At 64.1% G+C, this 19,226-nt stretch carries 16 protein-coding genes; 10 read left to right on the forward strand and 6 right to left on the reverse strand.

Annotated elements, in window-relative coordinates; genetic code table 11:
* The first annotated feature begins 128 nt into the window (after window positions 1-128).
* Window positions 129-1,790: a PucR family transcriptional regulator gene (locus tag ABH915_RS10710; RefSeq protein ID WP_370120884.1), complete on the forward strand. Its 1,662-nt coding sequence runs from the start codon at window positions 129-131 to the stop codon at window positions 1,788-1,790.
* A 213-nt stretch (window positions 1,791-2,003) separates the two neighbouring features.
* Here the strand turns inward: ABH915_RS10710 and ABH915_RS10715 are convergent, their stop codons facing one another.
* Complete coding sequence (locus ABH915_RS10715) at window positions 2,004-3,029, reverse strand: LacI family DNA-binding transcriptional regulator (RefSeq protein ID WP_370120887.1); 1,026 nt, start codon at window positions 3,027-3,029, stop codon at window positions 2,004-2,006.
* A gap of 288 nt (window positions 3,030-3,317) precedes the next feature.
* Here ABH915_RS10715 and ABH915_RS10720 point away from each other — a divergent pair, with 288 nt between their 5' ends.
* The 5 genes from ABH915_RS10720 to ABH915_RS10740 all read left to right on the forward strand — a co-directional run bounded on the left by ABH915_RS10720 (window position 3,318) and on the right by ABH915_RS10740 (window position 8,204).
* Entirely contained in the window at window positions 3,318-4,337 is a 1,020-nt protein-coding gene (locus ABH915_RS10720; RefSeq protein WP_370120890.1) for an asparaginase, read from the forward strand.
* Between the two features lie 91 nt (window positions 4,338-4,428).
* The gene (locus tag ABH915_RS10725) at window positions 4,429-5,316 is read left to right on the forward strand and encodes a polysaccharide deacetylase (RefSeq protein WP_370120893.1); all 888 of its coding nucleotides are present in this window, start codon (window positions 4,429-4,431) and stop codon (window positions 5,314-5,316) included.
* Window positions 5,316-6,704 carry an MFS transporter gene (locus ABH915_RS10730; RefSeq protein ID WP_370120896.1) on the forward strand — a complete coding sequence of 463 codons (1,389 nt, stop codon included), beginning with the start codon at window positions 5,316-5,318 and terminating at the stop codon, window positions 6,702-6,704. Before ABH915_RS10725 ends, ABH915_RS10730 begins: the two co-directional genes overlap by 1 nt.
* The gene (locus tag ABH915_RS10735) at window positions 6,694-7,461 is read left to right on the forward strand and encodes an SDR family NAD(P)-dependent oxidoreductase (RefSeq protein WP_370120899.1); all 768 of its coding nucleotides are present in this window, start codon (window positions 6,694-6,696) and stop codon (window positions 7,459-7,461) included. The genes ABH915_RS10730 and ABH915_RS10735 overlap by 11 nt, the downstream gene beginning before the upstream one ends.
* 20 nt (window positions 7,462-7,481) lie before the next feature.
* Window positions 7,482-8,204: an SDR family NAD(P)-dependent oxidoreductase gene (locus ABH915_RS10740; protein WP_370120902.1), complete on the forward strand. Its 723-nt coding sequence runs from the start codon at window positions 7,482-7,484 to the stop codon at window positions 8,202-8,204.
* Window positions 8,205-9,414: 1,210 nt separating this feature from the next.
* Here ABH915_RS10740 and ABH915_RS10745 read toward each other — a convergent pair.
* Window positions 9,415-10,122, reverse strand: a complete 708-nt coding sequence (locus tag ABH915_RS10745) for a TetR/AcrR family transcriptional regulator (RefSeq protein ID WP_370120905.1) — start codon at window positions 10,120-10,122, stop codon at window positions 9,415-9,417.
* Between the two features lie 63 nt (window positions 10,123-10,185).
* On the opposite strand from ABH915_RS10745, the gene ABH915_RS10750 reads away from it, so the two are divergent.
* Window positions 10,186-10,665, forward strand: a complete 480-nt coding sequence (locus ABH915_RS10750; RefSeq protein ID WP_370124988.1) for a cupin domain-containing protein — start codon at window positions 10,186-10,188, stop codon at window positions 10,663-10,665.
* A gap of 132 nt (window positions 10,666-10,797) precedes the next feature.
* Here the strand turns inward: ABH915_RS10750 and ABH915_RS10755 are convergent, their stop codons facing one another.
* On the reverse strand, window positions 10,798-12,492 hold the full coding sequence (locus ABH915_RS10755; RefSeq protein ID WP_370120908.1) for a SulP family inorganic anion transporter: 1,695 nt from the start codon (window positions 12,490-12,492) through the stop codon (window positions 10,798-10,800).
* A gap of 691 nt (window positions 12,493-13,183) precedes the next feature.
* Here ABH915_RS10755 and ABH915_RS10760 point away from each other — a divergent pair.
* On the forward strand, window positions 13,184-13,873 hold the full coding sequence (locus ABH915_RS10760) for a nucleoside/nucleotide kinase family protein (protein ID WP_370120911.1): 690 nt from the start codon (window positions 13,184-13,186) through the stop codon (window positions 13,871-13,873).
* A 213-nt stretch (window positions 13,874-14,086) separates the two neighbouring features.
* The gene (locus ABH915_RS10765; protein WP_370120914.1) at window positions 14,087-14,476 is read left to right on the forward strand and encodes a hypothetical protein; all 390 of its coding nucleotides are present in this window, start codon (window positions 14,087-14,089) and stop codon (window positions 14,474-14,476) included.
* Window positions 14,477-14,576: 100 nt separating this feature from the next.
* Here ABH915_RS10765 and ABH915_RS10770 read toward each other — a convergent pair whose 3' ends face one another.
* The 3 genes from ABH915_RS10770 to ABH915_RS10780 all read right to left on the reverse strand — a co-directional run bounded on the left by ABH915_RS10770 (window position 14,577) and on the right by ABH915_RS10780 (window position 17,594).
* The gene (locus ABH915_RS10770; RefSeq protein ID WP_370120916.1) at window positions 14,577-15,665 is read right to left on the reverse strand and encodes a phosphotransferase; all 1,089 of its coding nucleotides are present in this window, start codon (window positions 15,663-15,665) and stop codon (window positions 14,577-14,579) included.
* A 360-nt stretch (window positions 15,666-16,025) separates the two neighbouring features.
* Entirely contained in the window at window positions 16,026-16,574 is a 549-nt protein-coding gene (locus ABH915_RS10775) for a TOPRIM nucleotidyl transferase/hydrolase domain-containing protein (protein ID WP_370120919.1), read from the reverse strand.
* A 78-nt stretch (window positions 16,575-16,652) separates the two neighbouring features.
* Window positions 16,653-17,594 (reverse strand): AraC family transcriptional regulator, encoded by a 942-nt coding sequence (locus ABH915_RS10780; protein WP_370120924.1) that lies wholly within the window; start codon window positions 17,592-17,594, stop codon window positions 16,653-16,655.
* Window positions 17,595-17,867: 273 nt separating this feature from the next.
* Between ABH915_RS10780 and ABH915_RS10785 the strand changes: the two genes are divergently transcribed.
* A complete protein-coding gene (locus tag ABH915_RS10785; protein ID WP_370120928.1) occupies window positions 17,868-19,214 on the forward strand; it encodes a sugar ABC transporter substrate-binding protein in 1,347 nt (448 codons plus the stop codon).
* The last annotated feature ends 12 nt before the right edge of the window (window positions 19,215-19,226 follow it).

A 19,226-nucleotide genomic window follows, 5' to 3' on the forward strand; every position in this document is an offset into this window, starting at 1 on the left:
TTCTCCTCAGTGCTCTTTGGTGTGTGGCGGCATTCGGTGCCGTGCTGTGCGTCCAGTCTGTCCGCGGCGGCGTAACCCCGTAAGGGGCAGTGTGTAAAGAATTACGCCTCTGGGATTACACTCTGTAAATGCTGCCTACGGTCCGTGCCATCCTTGACCTTCCCGTTCTGCGTGCTGCGGACCCGAGGGTGCTGGGTGGTTTAGCCGGTTTGGACGCGCCGGTGCGCTGGGTGCATGTCAGTGAGCTGCTCGACGTCGGCGGGCTGCTCGCCGGCGGGGAACTGGTGCTGACCACGGGCCTTGAGCTGGAAAAGGAGCCCGGCCTCACGGCGTCGTTCATCAGATCCCTGGAGGGGGCCGCAGCCGCCGGGCTGATCGTCGAACTTATCGGAAACAGGGAACGCAGCATGGCCGCGCTGCGGGCCGCGGCCAAGGGGGCCTCACTTCCGGTGATTGTCCTCGAGCGGCGCGTGCGGTTCGTCCAGGTCACGGAGGTAGTGCACCGGATGATCGTGGCGGAGCAGCTCGAACGCGTGGAGCGCGCCAGAGATGTCCATGAGGCCTTCACTGTCCTGAGCCTGGAAAGCGCGGGGAGCCAGCAGGTGGTGGAGCAGGCGGCGATGATGATCGACGCCCCCGTGGTTTTGGAGGACCTCTCCCATCTGGTCCTCAGCTATTCCGCCCGGCAGCTGGGCACGGCAGATCTCTTGGAAGACTGGGAGCGGCGGTCCCGAACCACGCCGTCGCCGGCCTCGACGGCGCGGACCGGGCCGGAGGAATGGCTTCAGACACCGGTGGGCGTGCGGGGGCAGCTGTGGGGTCGGCTGATTGTGCCGATGCCGCTCGACGACGACGAGACGGCCGCAATGGTCCTGGAGCGCGCGGCACAGACCCTGGCCATTAACCGCCTCGCGGAACGGGACCGGCTCGAACTGAGCCAGCGGGCCCAGGCAGGTCTGTTCAACGCGCTGCGCCAGCCCCGCGGACTGAGCGACGCCGAAGCCCTTGCACGCGCCGGATCTCTGGGGCTGAAGCGGTCACCGCTTTACGTGCCTGTCGTGTTCCGGACCACCCCGGTCCAGCAGGCTGCCGCGCACGGCGCAACACTTCCGCCGGGCGATCCGCTCGCCGGCCAGCAGGAGGAGCGGGAACTGCTGGAACTCTTGGCCCGGACACTCAAAACAAGCTCCGGCACCGCCCTGACGGCCAGCATCCGATCGGGTTCGGTCGGCATGATCCTGGGACTGCCGGCACACCGGCTCCAGGAGGCGGTGCTCCAGCACCTCGCCCGGGTCGTTGCCGAACACACCGGTCCTTCCGGGGATGCGGGAGCCTGGGCGGCGCCGCGCTGGACCATCGGCGTCGGACGCCCCACCGGTTCCCTGCTCGAGGCCGCAGCGGGCATCGACGAAGCGGCCCATGTCGCCGAGACGGCGGCGACTCTGCGCGACGGCGGAAAGTCTTTCTACCGAGCCACGGATGTCCGGCTCCGGGGTCTTCTGGCCCTGCTTCGCCACGACCCGCGTGTGCAGCAGTTCGTCGAATCGGAACTGGCATCCCTCCTCACGGCTGAAGCCCAAGGCCAGGGCGGCCAGCTGGAACTGCTCGGGAAGTATCTGGAATCCGGGGGCAACAAGGCGGCGATGGCCCGCAGCGGCTACCTGAGCCGTCCTACGCTCTACGCTCGGCTGGCCAAACTGGAGGAACTGCTGGCGGTGGATCTGGACGACGCCGAATCCAGGACATCCCTACACGTCGCACTCTTGCTGCACCGGCTGCGGGGGCTCTAATCCGTGTCAGGTTGGGGTGGACTGGGCTATTTATCGACACCCGTTGCCGAGGGTCTTAGATGGCAACCTGACAATCCTCGTGAGGAATAAATCACTGCCGGGCAGCGTACCGGACATCATGGGCTGAAGAGCCTGCCCGCTGGGTCATTCGCCGGCCGGCGGCGCCGGTCCGCCAGCCGAGATAAACGATTGGCGTTGTCATCTTGCGTTGCCTTAGGCGCTGCTTTCCCGCACGCACAAGGTTGGTTCCAGCCTGACCGGTTCGACGTGTTCGCCGTCCAGAACCTGCTTGAGGAGCTGCACCGCCGTCCTCCCGATGTCGAGCATGGGCGAGTGGACCGAGGACAGCTGTATAGGAAGCTCCGCGGCCAGGGAGGTGTCATTGAAACCAACCACCGCGACGTCGTCGCCGACGCTAAGTCCGTGGGATCGTAAGGCGCCCATGGCGCCGATGGCCGCGAAGTCATTGACGGCGAAAATTGCAGTTGGACGGGGTTTGCAGTGGGTCAGGATCGACTCGGCCGCTTCCCGTCCGCCAGCGGTATCGAACCGGGACCAGACCACGGCCTTACCGGGGATTTTTCCGCCGAGCGAACGCCAGCGGTCCACGAAGCCGGCCGTCCGGTCAACGGCTGTGCTGGCGTAGGGCTCGCCGGCGATTACGGCGACGTTCCGGTGCCCCTTGCTCCACAGGTGGTCGGCCACGAGCTCGCCGCCAAGGAGGTCGTCGCAAGTGGCGGACGGGTAGCCCGGGACGCGGCGGTTCACGAGCACGAACGGCACCTTACGGGCGGTCAACTCCTGCAACAGGCCACTGTCCAGATGTGCGTCGCCGATGATCAGTCCGTCCACGCGCCGGGCCAGCATGATGTCGGTCTTGCGCCGTTGTTCCTCCGGGTCGTCGCGGGAGTTCATGACGAACGTGGAATAGCCGAGCTCTGCCGCGGCCTCGTCGATTCCCTCGTACATGATCGCCAGGACAAGGTCCGAAAGCCGGGGCACGATCACGCCCATGAGGCGCGTGCGCCGTGTCCGCAGTCCGGCGGCCTGAGGGTCGGGTGAGTAGCCCCGATTCCGCGCCAGCTCACGTACGCGTTCGGCCGTGGCCAGGGAGGCTGCCCCTCTTGCCACCTCGGAGCCCGAGTGCAGGATCCTGGACACAGTCGACGGGTGGATGCCGAGCTCGTTCGCCAGATCCTTCAGCGTAACCGTGCGGTCCCCAGCTCTGGATTCTTCCATTCGTTCCCCTGCCTCAGCTCAAAAAGACGTCATCACCAAGACTGCCCGATAACCTGCGCAAGTCTGATCAGGGAGCCCTTGACGTGCCGCACCTCACATTCTATAGTCATTTCATCGCCAACCCAATCGATTGGGTTGCCGGGATCCCGGCGCCAATCGGCGAAGTGTTTACACCCTCGAAACACCCGGAAGCATCTTCAGGAAACATCGCAAAGATAATTTTTAACCCATAACCCAATCGATTGGGTAAGCATCTTTCGCAGCAGATGCAGGACAAACGGAGTGGAAATGACTGTCACAAAATTGGATGGCCCCCATGTGGTGCTGTTGGCCACGGGAGGAACAATATCCTCCCGTGCGTCGGAGACCGGGGGAGCCGCCGTGGCCTCGGACACGGGAGACGACGTGTTCGCCAGCATGGGGGTGCCGGCCGCGCATCCGGTCCGCGTGGTCGATGTCTTTCGGAAGGGTTCGTACCTGCTAACGGTGGAGGACATGATCGCCATCTGCGCCAGGATCCGGCTCGCTCTGGCTGACCCCCAGGTTTTGGGGGTCGTGGTCACCCATGGCACGGACACGATGGAGGAGACAGCCTATCTGGTGGACCTCACCCACGATGATCCCCGCCCCGTCGTGTTCACCGGAGCACAGCAGGCGGCCGATTCCCCGGCGCCTGACGGTCCCGGCAATCTGTACCGGGCGATCGCCGTCGCCGGGTCCCCGCAGTCGCGGGGGAGGGGCGTGTTGTTGGAGTTTGCCGGAACCATCTTCCCTGTGACCGGGGTCCGGAAAAGCCACACAACGCGGCTCGATGCTTTTGCCAACCCGGATTTCGGCACTGCGGGTTCGGTGTCCGAGTCCGGCGAGGTCATGATGCAGGCGGCACGCCCCGCAATGGCCCCGTTGCCCTTGCCGGACGTCGCCGCCGGTTCGCCTCGCGTGGACCTTATTGCCTCCTACCCGGGAGCCGACTCCACTCTCCTGCGGGCTTCCCTGGAGGCCGGGGCGGCAGGGATTGTGCTCCAGGGCACGGGGACGGGCAACGCCAACCGCGCGCTGTGCCGTGAGGTCGCCGACGCTACCGCGGCCGGCGTCGTGGTGGTGACGAGCACCCGCGTGGAGGCCGGCGCCGTCGTGCCCCGGTACGGCGACGGCGGCGGAGACGACCTGCGGGTTGCCGGTGCCATACCATCCGGGCTGCTCAGGCCATCCCAGTCGCTGGTCCTTCTCAGTCTGCTGCTCAGACTTGACACTCCCACTGCGCGGATAGCGGACACTTTCGCCCGCCGGGGCGCGCCCCCTGACTAGTCCCGCCCCGGAACCAGAACCTCATCAGCAGAACCATCAACAAACCTCAGCAAGAAAACCTCTACAAGATACGCAGTGAAAGGTTGATCTCATGACTAAGGACATCCAAGTCGCGTTCGGCGTCGACGTGGACGCAGTTGCCGGAATGCTCGGCTCCTACGGGGGCGAGGACTCGCCCTGTGATATCTCCCGGGGCTTGTTCAGCGGCGAGGTTGGCGGCCCGCGCCTCATCCGCCTGTTTGAGAAGTACAGCCTGCCCGCCACCTGGTTCGTGCCGGGCCATTCGATCGAGACCTTCCCGGACCTGACCCGGATGATCGTCGACGCCGGGCACGAAATCGGCGTGCACGGGTACTCGCACGAAAACCCCATCGCCATGACCCGCGAACAGGAGACCGCCATCCTGGACCGCTCGATCGAACTCATCGAGAAGGTCTCCGGCCGACGGCCCACGGGCTACGTTGCTCCCTGGTGGGAATTTTCCCCGGTCACCAACGAGATCCTGCTCGAACGCGGGATCAAATACGACCACTCCCTGATGCACAAGGATTTCGAACCCTACTACGTCCGGGTCGGCGACAGCTGGAAGAAGATCGACTACACCAAGGCCGCCGAAACCTGGATGGAGCCGCTGGTCAGGGGCACCGAAACCGACCTTGTCGAGATCCCCGCCAACTGGTACCTGGACGACCTCCCTCCCATGATGTTCATCAAGGCGGCCCCGAACTCCCACGGATTCGTCAGCCCCCGGGACATCGAACAAATGTGGCGCGACCAGTTCGACTGGGTGTACCGGGAAATGGACCAGGCCGTCTTCACCATGACCATCCACCCGGACGTCTCGGGCCGCCCCCAGGTGCTCCTCATGCTTGAGCGCCTCATCGAACACATCAACTCCCACGAAGGCGTCAGCTGGCTGACGTTCGACCAGATCGCGGACTCCTTCCTCGCCCGCAGCCCCCGAAAGGATAACCAGTAATGACCATCCAGCAGCCCGCCGTCGATCTGACGCAACCCGGACCGGACGAAAAACGCCGGTTCCCGGTTTTCTCCAAGCACCACACAACCGTCGCCACCGTCTTGGCGCTATGTGCCTGGACCGTCGCCGTATTCGACTTCGGACTTTTCGGCACCCTCCTGCCGGCCATGCAGCAGGAATTCGGCTGGACCGCCACCGAGGCCTACGCCATCAACACCTGGATCGCCGTCGGCACCGCGATCGTCTGCTTCGGAATCGGCCCCGTCATTGACCGGCTCGGCCGCCGCAAGGGCATGATGACGACTGTCGGCGGAACCGCCATTGTCTCCGGCCTGACAGCCCTGATCCCGACCGGAATCCCGTTCCTCAGCAACGGCCTGTTGATTCTGGTTCGTTCCTTCGGTGGGCTCGGATTCTCCGAGCAGGCCGTCAACGCGACCTACATGAACGAGGTCTACCAGGTCACCGAAGTCGCGGATAAGCGCAAGCGCCCCGGCTTCCACTACTCCTTCATCCAGGGCGGCTGGCCGCTGGGCTTCCTGCTCGCCAGCGCCCTCGCCCTCGTCTTCCTTCCGTCCCTTGGCTGGCGCGCCCTGTACCTGATGGCGACCGTTCCGGCAGCAATCATCGTGTGGCTCATTGCCAAGAAGCTGAAGGAAACGCCGCAGTTCGAACTGCACCAAAAGCTGACCCAACTCGAGAAGCACGGCAAGCCCGAGGAAGCCCACGCCCTGGCCCATGCATTCGGCGTCGAGCACTCCTCCGCGGCCCCACTCAAGCGCATCTGGGAGCCGCACCTGCGCCGGAACACGATCGTCTTCTCGCTGGCCTGGATCTTCAACTTCTTCGGCATCCTGATCTTCAGCATTCTCGGCAGCTCCGTCCTGAAGAACGCCAAGGGTGTGGAACTTTCCGATGCCTTCTGGATGCTGATCATCATCAACATGCTGGCGTACTTCGGCTACGTCTTCCACGGGTGGCTCGGCGACAAGATCGGCCGGAAGCGGACCATCATCGGCGGCTGGATTCTTTCCGGCATTTCGTTCTCCATCATGCTCAGCCCCATCGCCACCAGCCCCTTCATGATCATCGCAACCTACGGTGCCGGACTGTTCTTCCTGGTCGGGCCGTACGCCGCGATCCAGTACTTCATGGCCGAGTGCTACCCCGTCAGCTGCCGTGCCACCGGCACAGCCTTTATCGGCGCAATGAGCCAGCCCGGCACCATTCTCGGCGGGTTCCTGTTCACGCTTGCGGCCGCCAGCATGGGGACCGGCGCTGCCGCCCTGTGGGTCGGCGCGGCCGGAACGCTGTTCTCCGGCCTCCTGATGATCGGCGCGAAGCCGCCGGCCGAGGCCCTGCTTGAGGACCACCCCCATGACGTCTGAGAACAGGGTGGCCGTGATCACGGGAGCGGCCAGCGGCATTGGACGGGCACTCGCGGTCCACTACGCCCACCGCGGGGTGCATTCGGTGATCGGCACCTTTCCCGGCGACCCGCACGATCCGGAGGAAACCCTTCGGCTGGTGAAAGCCGCCGGCGGCCAGGGAGTCATCCACGAAGTGGACGTCCGCAGTACCCCGTCCGTCGATGCCTTCGCCGAACGCGCCGTCCAGGAGTACGGCCGCCTGGACTACGCGGTGGCCAACGCCGGAATCCTGCGGAACTCACCGCTGGAGGAGATGACCGATCAGCGCTGGCACGACATGCTCGACGTCGACCTCACAGGAGTCATGCGGACCCTGCGCGCTGGTTCCGCGAGGATGACCGACGGCGGAGCGATGGTTGCCGTGTCCTCCATTGCCGGTGGAGTCTACGGGTGGGAGGAGCATGCCCACTACGCAGCCGCCAAGGCAGGCATCCTCGGACTGATCCGCAGTGCTGCCGCCGAGTTGGGGCCGCGCCGCATCCGCGCCAACGCCGTGATCCCCGGACTGATCGAAACTCCCCAATCCCTGGATCCGGTGAACTCCCTCGGGCCCGAGGGCCTGCAGCGCGCCGGTGGGGAAATCCCCTGGGGCCGCGTCGGACGGGCTGAGGAGGTGGCCAGCGTGATCGGCTTCCTGACCTCCGATGATGCCGTCTACGTCACGGGGCAGTCCCTGATCGTCGACGGCGGTCTCACCATCAAGATGCGAGCCTGACCGGCCCCGGAAGGAAAAGCATGAACAACCCTGACGCCTCCCGATACACGGAGGGCCGTGCTGTAGTGGTCACGGGCGGAGCCAGCGGCATCGGCAAGGCCATCGCCGACGCATTCACCGCCAACGGCGACAGAGTCGCTGTCCTGGACCGGTCGGGCGCGGCGGGAACCATCGCCGTCGACGTCGCCGATGAAGCGAGCGTGAAGGCGGCCTTCGCCGCAGCCCGCTCCGAGCTTGGCACCATCGACGTCCTTGTGAACAGCGCGGGCCTGCTGACCGAATCGCCGTTGCAAGATATGACCCTGGCCATGTGGAACGAAACGATTGCCGTGGATTTGACCGGCGTATTTCTGTGTTGCCGGGAAGTGGTGGGGGAGATGCGGCAGCAGAAGTGGGGCCGCATCATCAACATCGCCTCACAGCTGGCCATCAAGGGCGGCACCGGCCTCAGCCACTACAGCGCCGCTAAAGCCGGAGTCGTAGCAATGACCAAGGCCCTGGCCCTGGAAACTGCTGGCGACAACGTGCTGGTCAACAGCATCGCCCCGGGTCCCATCGAGACGCCCCTTGTAGACGGGATATCGGAGGAGTGGAAGGCAGCGAAACGTGCTGGTCTCCCGCTCTTGCGCTTCGGACTGCCGGCTGAGGTCGCCCCTACCGCGCTGCTTCTGGCCAGCGATCCGGGCGGCAACCTATATGTCGGCCAGACGCTGGGGCCAAATTCCGGCGACGTCATGCCCTAGGAAGGGACACTCACAATGTGCGGTGCGTGCGGACGAAGCGTTGTCAGGGATCCCGTGCTGGGAGCGGTCCGAACGATGCGGCAGCACCTGATCGTCGCCCAAACAATTAACAGCGTCTGCCAATCCTGGCCCGGGGCCCCGAAAGTGGTCGCCACCAGCGACGGCTGGCTGGTCTCGGGACCAACGGGCGCCACAGCGGCCGTCCCGACCGTGGAAGCAGTGTGGTCCGCCATTCTCCGGAGCAGTCCGGGATTGCGTTCCTCAGATCTGCATAATGTCGCGGACGGCCCAGGCGCTGCGGAAAACGCTGGCGCTGCGGGGAACATCGGAGATTTGGAGGCGAGGGTCCTGGCGGCCGGCGATCCTCAGGCGGAATTGGCGCTCCGGGTCTTGAACCTTGGCCAACACATGGCGCGCAATGCGGGCACGGTTCTGGGCTCCTTTCACTAACATTCACGGGCACAGCCTTAGACGGCAGTACATCGAACGTCGTGTTCCAACGGAGAGTCGTTCCGATTGCGGGAGATGGTGCGTTAGATGCCGGCGTTCGTGGATGCCATCATCCAGTCAAAACCAGCATCGGGGGGCTTCTGCTATCCCGCGCGACTGGTCAGCCACTTTCAGTCGCCCTGTATGTTTTGGGCTGTCGAATGGCGGAGGTTGTTTTGGCTTGGTTCGGCTGCGCGGGAAGCAGGCAGCGCGGATATCGAGGGTGAGTTCCTCGATCACGCCGGCGATCAGCGCCCCAGTTGGCGTCAGATCCACGTGGGCGCTGCGGGCACTTCGGGCAGGTCAGCGTCCGGCACCGGTTCGGCTCCGTGGCAACCAAAGTGGGGGTGTGTACATTGGCCACGCTTCGGGATTCGGACCGGGTCGTACATGGCTCGGTTCGGGCAGGACTCCGCATGTTTCCGGGGGAGTCGAGTGTTTGTGGGGGAGCGGGTTCAGTGTCGTGGCTGGTGGGCCCAGCGCCCAAGGCGTTCCCAATCGAGGCCACGACCAGCCCGGCCAGCCCAATGGAGGCGAGGGTGTACCGGCGTCGCAACTCCCGGGTTTTCCCGGCACGACACATTTCTTCGGGCTCGCGAAGACCGATCTGGTGCAGGACGTTAGTCCCCCTTTCTGGACTCACCTCTCTTCCTCTGAACGCCACGCACGGCACTAATTGCGGCCGACCTGGCAGCAGGTTCTGTCCGCCGGTTTTAGCTGTTCACTGTCGGCGGACTCCCGCGTTCTCTGGCATGGGTGCGTCGGGCGTCTCTGGAGCGCGGACTGCGGTGGTGATCAGGGTTGACATGACTTCGACGGCGTCATCGTCGGAAAGTCCGTTGTCATGGCAAAGTGATCGCCACGTCCAGAAGGAAACCGCGTGGCTGAGCGTGGCGTTAAACCTGGAATTCCTGTGCGACTCGGGGAACGGCTCGACAAGAATGTTCCGGAAGTGGGCGTTCGAGGATTCGAGGGCCGTGCGGCGTGTTTGGGGGAGCGCATGCCAGTCCGCATAGATTCGGGTGAGCATGGCCTCGCCGCCGCGGTAGAACCGGTACAGATCGGATAGGCCAACGGTGAGGCGTTCGAGTGGGTCGGTGTGCCGGGACCATTGCTCGGGGTCCGGCAGTTGCTGCTGCGAGAGCCAGTGCGAGGAGCAGGCGGAGAATAGTGCCTCCTCGTCAGGAAAGTGGCGGTAGACCGTCAGCCTGGTAACACCAGCCTTTTCGGCGATGCCCGCGATCGTGGTGCGGGCCGGCCCCATGGAACCGTGCAGGGTCACGGCCGCATCGACGATGCGCTGGTGAGTGCCGCTTATCTTTTCTGTCCTCTTGCTCATTTCGTAGCGGCGGCTCTCGGATGAGCGGTGGTGTTCACTCAATGTATTGACTCGGTTCCTTCCCGGGCGGACAATTTCGATAAACACCATTGTATATTGAAATTGGAGGGGTGGTCTGTTATGGACCTTGAAAGGGCTCCGCGGTTGACAGTTGTGCCGCCAGGCTACGGGCGGGAGGGCAGTCTCGGAACAATCGGCGTCGTCTTCAAGCTCTTCGGCGAACATACCAATGAACAGCTCTCGATTGTGGAGCACCCGTTCCCTGTCGGGGCTCTGGTCCCCCCGCACACCCATACGAGGGAGGACGAGTACTCGATCGTCCTTGAAGGCGAGATAGGATTCCGGTCCGGTGATCGTGAGGCGGTGCTCGGAGCGGGAGGCTACATCACGAAACCGCGGGGGGAGCTCCACACGATGTGGAATGCCGGCAAAGTCCCCGCCCGGATGATCGAGATCATCAGCCCAGCCGGGTTTGAGCATTTCTTCTGGGGACTGGCCGATCACTTTGAAGCCGGTCCGCCGGATCCCGAGGTCATTGGCAAAATGGCCGCCGAATACGGGCTTCAGTTCGGTGAACCGCCCTGGCTGCCGGACATCATCGCCCGGTACGGGCTGACACCTCCGATGGGCTGACACGAGCCCAGGCGCAGAGGCCGGGCTTCTCCTTCACGGCGTCCGTGGGTTGCCATTGAGAGTTTCAGTTTAGGCCTGGGTAACGACAGTGGCTCAAGGAACTGGTTGACGACGATCGGGGATAGCCTTTTCCTATCCCTCCCGTTTCTCCCGTTGGAACGCCCGCACTGCTTCGCTCACTGTCGGGTAGAAATGGTCGGGAGAGAATCGGGCGCCCATGCCGTACTGCAACAATCTGTCTTTGACCGGGTCCTTGAGCTCGGCGAACACCAGGTCCACACCGTGCCGGTCCAGCCATTCGTCAAGCTGCACCAACTCGTCCAATGCAGTCGTGTCGATTCCCGTGACTGGTTCGGCCGCGAGCACCACGCGTTCAGTGCCGTCTTCCGCCTGGTCCAGTTCGTTGCGCACGAACGATCCCAGCAAGGCTCCGTTGCCGAAGAACAGCGGTGCATCGAAGCGCAGGATCAACAGGCCGGGGATGCGTTCCCCTTCCGGATGACGGCTCACGTCGTGGTACCCGGGAATCCCTGGCACGTCCACCAGTTCGGCACGGTAGGGGTCCCAGGAGTGCCGTAGGAAGTCCAGGATTGCCAAACCGATGGCAACGGCGATGCCCGGGAGGACGCCCAGTATGGTGACCCCCAGGAATGCCGCGAGCATCACCAACGATTCACTGCGGCTCATGCCGATGAGCCGTCGCACACCGGCCGGGTCGGCTATGGCTGTGGCTGCGGCGATGACAATGGCGGCAAGGGTTGTGGCCGGCAGGAACTCGGTGACGCCGGGCGCCACGAGCATGAAGCCGAGCACCAGGACGGCGCCTGCGGCCCCCGTGAGCTGGGATTTCGCCCCGGACTCGACCGCCACTGGCGTACGGGACGTGCTGGCCGACACCGGGAAGCCGCCCAGTAGCCCGGTGGCAGCGTTCGCCGCACCCAAGGCTGCCATTTCATGGTTGCCGGATACCCTGCCGTCCTCTGCGGCCGCCAGGGATTGGGACAGGGTTCCGGTATCAACGAAGACGATGAGGGCGATCGCGGCGGCGGCGGGCAACAGTGTCAGGACGTCGGCCCAGCCAATTCCGCCCAGCGCCGGTGCGGGGAGCCCCTGCGGGAGGGCGCCCGTGACCTTCAAACGCTCTTGGAGTCCCAGCAGGGCCACGGCGACGCAGGACACAACCACCGCAATGAGCACGCCCGGAACCCTCCATTTCAGCCGGCGGGGAACCCAGATGAGCGCCAGCGAGACCAAGCCGAGCAGCAGTGCCGTCAGATTGGTCTCGCCGGCAAGCACCTTCGGTCCGGCGGAGATGAGTTTTTCCCAGGGTGTACTGCCCTCCACGGAGATCCCCAGGAGGGTGGGAAGCTGGGACACGGCCACCAGCAAGGCGATGCCATTGAGATAGCCGAGCCGGATTGGCTTCGACAGCAGTCCGGTGACGATGCCCAATCTCAGCACTGAGCCGAGCAGCAAGATGCCGCCAATCAGTATGGCCAGGAGACCAGCCAGGGCCACGGATTTCTGCTCGTTATCCGCGGCCAAGGGAACCAAGGCTGCAACGATCATCGGGGCGAGCGCGGAATCCGGCCCCAGCACCAGTACACGCGATGGCCCGACTGCTGCGTAGACAAGCAGGGGCACTACCGTCGCGTACAGTCCGGTCACCGGTGGAAGGCCGGCGGCCTGGGCGTACGCCATGCCCGCGGGGACCAAGATTGCGAAGAGCGCGGCGCCGGCCACCAGGTCGTGGCGCAGCCACTCGATCCTGTAGCCGCGCAGGGCTGGCGGGACCGCCCAGAATGGAATCTTTCCGGATCGGCGCATCTTCCGATCATGTCCCATCGTGCCCCTGCTCGCCATCCATAATCGGGCGAACTCAGCCTTGCACGGGACCAGTATTCGATTGATCGGATCGTTGCGCCCCAGCCGTCGGCTGCCTGCCTCGGCTCGGCAAGGGCTCCCCAAACTCCCGGTCGTTCCCTGGCAATTGTTGTCAGGACCCCGAAGGCAAACTAATGATTTGGTCTCAGGAAGGGAACAACAGGCGCGCGACCACGCTCATCGCGTACCAGCCCACAACCCCAAGGGCACCCAAAATAACAATGCTAACTACCCAGAACCGGACGGCGCGTTTCGACCTCGCGTTTTCATACACAACAACCACCCCACGTTTTCAATCGGGAAACGTCGGAACGCATCCTGCCAGAGGCGCCTTGCAAAAAGCTTGAATCGACACGGGGCCCATGGTCTCTCGTTAGTTGATTGATGCAGTGCTGACGGGGCTGACGAAACGGAGACTCCACGACAACATCTCTTAAGCTGGGTTCAAGGGTGGTGCCTTTCAGATCCCGCTCCCGGTCCGCGCGGCTGACGTCCCCGGGGCGTACTGGAGGGAGGCGGCGTCGGGCAGCCAGGCCGCCTCGTCGCAGAGGCTGCCTAGCCGGCGCGATAGCGTTGCAGCCATAGAGCGCCCGTGGTCAGGCGGGTCCCAGGCCAGAGGAGGAAAGAAGAAGCGATGAACACTCCGTTGCACCTGCGCTGGGACGAATCAGGCCGGCAGCAGCTCCTCGCCCGGGCTGAAGCGTTGCTCCAGCGGCGCGGACGGTGCCTGCTTGGAATAGCCGGGGCGCCTGGTGCCGGAAAATCCACCATCTCTGAATGGCTGCTGGAGCATCTGCTCACCAACCATCCCCGGCAGGTCGCCCTGGTCCCCATGGACGGATATCATCTGGCGCAGTCGCTGCTCGAGTCCCGCGGGCTGGAGCACCGCAAGGGCGCTCCGGACACTTTCGACGGCGTCGGCTACGTCGCGTTGCTCCGCCAGCTGCGCTCGGAGACTTCGCGGGAGATCTTCGCGCCGGTCTTCCGCCGCGAAGTCAACGACGCGATCGCCGGGGCCATCGCCGTCCCGCCGGAAATACGCCTGGTCATCACCGAGGGCAACTACCTGCTCTTTGACGAGGCCCCATGGAACGAGGTCGCATCTCTCCTGGATGAAACCTGGTTCGTGGAACTCGACCAGGGCGAACGCCTGCGCCGGGTCACCGCCCGGCACCTGAAGTTCGACAAGGACGCCGCCATCGCCGAATGGCGTGCAACCGGCAATGACGAACGCAATGCCCGCCTGGTAGCAGCAGGAAACCAGAGGAGCGCAATCGTTATCGACCACACACCCACGACCCTCTCGGCGCCCGGCCTCGAATAGCCTGAAACGGCGCCCTGGCTTCACGGCGGCCGTCGTTCTTCGAAATGTACCGCCGCTCGTGCATCGGGTCCGTCTGATTACTCCGTGCTGACCGCCTTTTACTTTGAATTGTTCCGCCAAAAGTACACAGCACCTTCGGTGAGGAATGGGAGGATAATTCTGCCTACTAGTCAGGTCCAGAGGTTCAGCCGGGACCGTCAACGGAGAGATGACATGGGTGATTTCATCACGTACCTTGATACCTCCGACGTCCGTCCGGGCAAGCTTGAGGAGCTCAAGGCAGCCATGGCCGAGCTCGCCGCGTTCGTTGAGCGGAATGAGCCGCAGATCATCTCCTACTGCGTCTGTTTCTCAGAGGACGGCTCCGTCATGAGCGTCCTGCATTTTCATCGTGACGTAGCCTCGTTGGAGCTGCACATGAAGGTGGCGGGCCCCAAGTTCGTGCCAGTGGCGCCGCTCATCAAGCTAAGAACGATCGAGGTATTCGGCCGACCAACCGAGGACCTGGTGGCGCAACTTCGAGCGAAGGCACAGCTCCTGGGCTCCGGAACCGTTATAGTCCGTGACGTTCACGCCGGCTTCGCCCGGTTTACCCGCGGCTAGCCTTCTCTGCCGTACCGGTTCCTGTCCGGAACGGGGACCGACTGGCGCCGCTGGGCAGCCCGCCGTCGGTGCGGCAGATGCCGTCATCTGGCTGGGCCACTCACTGTCTCAACTCCTGCGCGGCCCGTTCCGCGAGGACGGCGATGGCCAGGGAGAAGCGGCCTGGTAACGGAGAAAGTGCCAGACGAAGCCAGATGGCGTCCGAGTACGCATCGAACCGGACCGGACTGACGTGCAGTTCCTCGGCGACGGCCAGCACCTGCGTGTGAGCCGTCAGGTATCGTGCGCGCGTCATGCGGTTGTTTCGTAGATGAAGTTCCAGGCGGACGTCCAGGCCGGCCAGATCCCGGGCGGCCTCGTGCCGGGCCGTACTGTCGAAGTCCAGCAATCCGGGCGGGATGTCGCCGTCAGGAACGATGATTTGCCTGTCGTAGAGGTCTCCGTGGGCCCATACCATCGGGTCCGGTGCCGTCCGAAGCAGGTTCGTGGCCACTCGTTCTGCGGCGGCGCGCAAGGTATCGCGCTGAGACGACAGCTCCGGGACGTTTTCATTGTGCCGCAACCAGTCGTCCACCCGTCGCCACATCTTTGTGACTTCCCACTGCGGTGGGCGAAGCGGAAGGCTATCAAGGACGCTTTGTGCTGCGGGACCCCGGGAGCCGTTCAGTTCCGCGACCCAGGCGCGCGACCACTTCTCCCACGCCTTGGCGAACGCTTCATCGCAGGCGGGGCCCTCCCGGCCCAGCTCGTTCAGAGTCGGTCCCGTGATGGCGCTGAAAACGATGACGTCCTCCCGGGAGCTCTGACGGAGCATTCTGGGTGTTGTGAAGTTGCCGTCCAGGAGGGCGTCCATTTGTGCGCAACGCTCGGCCGGTACGACGGCGCCGCCGGGCCCGAAGATTTTTATGTAGCAGCCATCCGCCCGGACGACCGCCTGGCGGGAGGGCCAATACGAAATCAATTCACCCTTCTGTGCTTCCTCCCGCAAGGCGGGCAGTCCCGGATCTTCCAGCGGGAGAAGCTCGAACTGCCCCTGACGCAGATGGGCTCCCCGGACGCCGGGCCGTCCCGGTGTCAGGACTTCCAGGACAAATTCTCCTGGCGTCTTGTCTGGCCACGCCCGCTGAACCGTCCAGGATGTGCCGGTATCGTCGTCGGCAGTCGCCGGAACGGGGGAGGCCCAGTCCATGGAATCAATCCCAGGATCCGGCGGAGGCGCCATGCTCCGTCCCTCCATGCCCCCTCCTCCCCATGCGCAGGCTTGTTCCGGCGCAAGCCGGTTCGTGCGTCCAGCATGAACGACAACAATGAGGCGCGGATGAAACGTTCATGAGGAAAATTTCATCAACGCTTTCTCCCCGTCCACTCGGCGTCCCATAAGGCAGTCCTTGGGTTCTTGCGGTGATTGCGGCACTTAGCGGATGAGTTCCGCTGTTATGTGCGTGATCGACGACGGCGGGCAGCGGCGTGCCTTTGATCACCGCGAAGGCGTCGGGGTCGCCGTCTTCCACGCACCTGAAAGCATTCGACGATTTCTTGGGCGGCAGGATCACAGTGAGAATGATGCAACGAGGCGGGCGAGTGGCGCAGGCGCATGTCCGGCCGGCAATGCGTCAACCAGCAGCGGCGCGTAGCGGACCTTGTTGCCGCTGCGTCCTCCGAAGAACCGGCGCAACTGCGCCGTTATTGGCCGCTCCCGTTGGGACGGCTGGCGCTGGAGGAGCCGGAACGACGCGAGCTCGCCTTGAGCAGCGATGACTTTGAGCACCGCATCGATCCCCAGGCAGCGGATGAGTTCGTCCTCCAGATCGGCGTGACAGACATGGAACCCAAGCTCGGCCAGCGAACCGGACCCGATCCCTGCCCGGCCGAGCGCGCGTGCGATGCCACGAGATTCCCCTGCATCACACAGGCCCAACAGCCGGTGGCCCGCGCCATTGGGTCCGTAGCGGTCGAGGAAGTGGACGATGCTGGTCGCGCCGCCCATCGGTACGACCGACACCCGTAAGGCTGCCAGGTCGTAGCCAAGGCGAAAGGCCAGCGTCTCAACCGCCAGCCGGTCACTCTCACCCTCGACCAACACCGTCGTCGTCTGCATAAAACCAGTATGTCGAACGCCCAGCCGCGGCGGCTCGTGTCATCGAGCGGTGCCGCTCGGGTACCATTCCCGGGACTGTCAGTTCTGCATTCGCTGGCGGTACTGCCGCGGGGTTTCGCCGGCGTCGTTGAGGAAGTGACGGTTGAAGTTGGACAAATTGGAGAAACCCACTTCGTAGCAGATATCGGAGATGGGTTTGTCGCTCAGCTCCAGCAGCCGGCGGGCGTGGGCCAGGCGGAGTTTGCGCACCAGATCACTGAAGTTCTGGCCGGTGGCGCGCTTGAAATACTTCGAAAATGTCGGCTCCGCCATGCCCACCAGCGCCGCCGCTTCGGACATCTTGACACTGCCGGCGTGGTTGCTGAAAACGTACTCCAGGACGATATCGACCACGGCCGCACCCTGGCCGTCAAGTTGCGGCCTGAACCATTCTTCAGCAAGGTAGCGCCGCTCCACCTCTGGCGCGCGGGCCAGTGTCGCCAACAGCTCAAAGAGATGCTGAAGCCGCGCCAATCCGGTGGAGGTGCCCATCGCCTCGATGCACGCGGCCGCCGTCTCGGCTGAGCGGCCAAGGAATTCGATTCCCCGGGCGGACTGTTCCAACAATGGCCTGACCTCGGCCATCTCCGGGACAATGGATGCGGCCTGCTCGACCCACTTCCCGTCGAACTGGATGATGGCGTCCCGGTTCTCCAGTATTTCGCCGGGTTCAAGGTCGCTGACCCAGTCGTGGGGCAGCCCGGATCCGACGAGGGAGACGTGGCCGGCTTCGAACGTGCCAATGTGGTCTCCGACGATGAACTTTCCGGTGCCCTTCCGGATGAGGTGGATCTCATACTCTGGGTGGTAATTCCACCGTGCCACGGGGCTCGGGTAGTCGTGCTGGTGCCACCGAACCGAATGGTGCGGGTCCTCCGGGATGACCTCCCGGTTGGCCCGCATGCCCAGCAGCCTCTCAGCCAACCGTGCGGCTGCGCTGTCAGGGAGGTCTGCTCCGTTGGCGGGATCCGCCGTGCTCATCGTGGGTCTCCCTGCGTTGGGGTTATGAAATCTGGACAGCGCTTTGGTTGCCTTCTCCCAGAGTAGCGCCCACCTTGAGAGCACTCAGGAAAATTAGTATCAGAATTCAGCAACCACGGCGCTAGTTGTGCCTTATCCCACAGGCCTAATCTTGAGGGACATCGACGAGGTATCCGGCTTCCAGCCCCTTCGTACCGCTCTCGGCCTGGCACCTCCGACGCAGCAGTCGGAGCAGGGCAGCATCGCACCCCCTGAAGAACAAAGGAGTCCTAAATGCGCGCAAAAACACGCGCCGCCGCGTTGGCCGCAGGTGCCCTGTGCGTGGCACTCAGCACCTCGGCCTGCGCAGGCGCCGGCGGCGGCAACTCCGCAGGAGACCCGAACAGCATCAACGTCCTGATGGTCAACAACCCCCAGATGGAGGACCTGCAGCGGCTCACCGCGGAGAACTTCACCAAGGAAACCGGCATCAGGGTCAACTACACCGTCCTGCCGGAAAACGACGTCCGGGCCAAGATCAGCCAGGAGTTCTCGAGCCAGGCCGGCCAGTATGACGTCGCGTCGCTGTCCAACTACGAGATCCCGTTCTATTCCGCCAACGGCTGGCTTGCGCCTCTGGATAACGTTGCCCAGGACGCAGCGTTCAACCAGGCGGACATCCTGCCGGCCTACACGGCGTCGCTGACTGGCAAGGACGGCAAGCTCTACGGCGAACCTTTTTACGGCGAATCCTCCTTCCTGATGTACCGGAAAGACATTCTGACCGCCAAGGGACTTTCGATGCCGGAGAATCCGACGTGGGACGAAGTCGCAGCCGTGGCGGCCAAGGTCGATGGCGCCGTCCCCGGCATGAAGGGCATCTGCCTGCGCGGCCAGCCCGGCTGGGGCCAGGTTTTCGCGCCGCTGACCACGGTGGTGAACACCTTCGGCGGAACATGGTTCGACAAGGATTGGAACGCGAAGGTCGACTCTCCGGAGTTCACCGCGGCTGTTGATTTCTACACCAAGCTGGTGCGCGACCATGGTGAGGCGGGGGCCGCCCAGGCAGGGTTTACCGAATGCCTGAACAACATGAGCCAGAGCAAGGTCGCCATGTGGTACGACGCCACCTCCGCGGCCGGCGCCCTGGAAGCCGAGGCCTCTCCTGTGAAGGGAAAGATCGGTTACGCGCAGGCTCCGGTGAAGGAAACCAAGTCCTCGGGCTGGCTGTGGACCTGGTCCTGGGCTATGCAGGCGGCCTCCAGGAAACAGGACGCTGCCGCCAAATTCATCGCCTGGGCCAGCTCGAAGAAGTATGAGGAACTGGTTGCCTCCAAGCTCGGCTGGTCCAAGGTCCCGTCCGGCAAGCGCATCTCCACCTACGAGAACACCGAGTTCCAGCAGGCCGCACCGTTCTTCAAGGCCGAACGCTTTGCCATTGAGAACGCCGATCCGACCAACCCCGGTGTCCAGCCGCGTCCGGCGGTCGGCATCCAGTTTGTCGGTATTCCCGAGTTCGCCGCCTTGGGCACCAGGGTGTCCCAGGGCGTGAGCTCCGCCATCGCCGGCCAGGGCTCGGTCGCCGACGCGGTGGCCAAGGGCCAGGAAGCCGCACAAAAAGTCGGCGACAAGTACAAGTAACCCCAACCCAAC

It is taken from the genome of Arthrobacter sp. MW3 TE3886 (assembly GCF_041262145.1).
Lineage (GTDB): Bacteria > Actinomycetota > Actinomycetes > Actinomycetales > Micrococcaceae > Arthrobacter.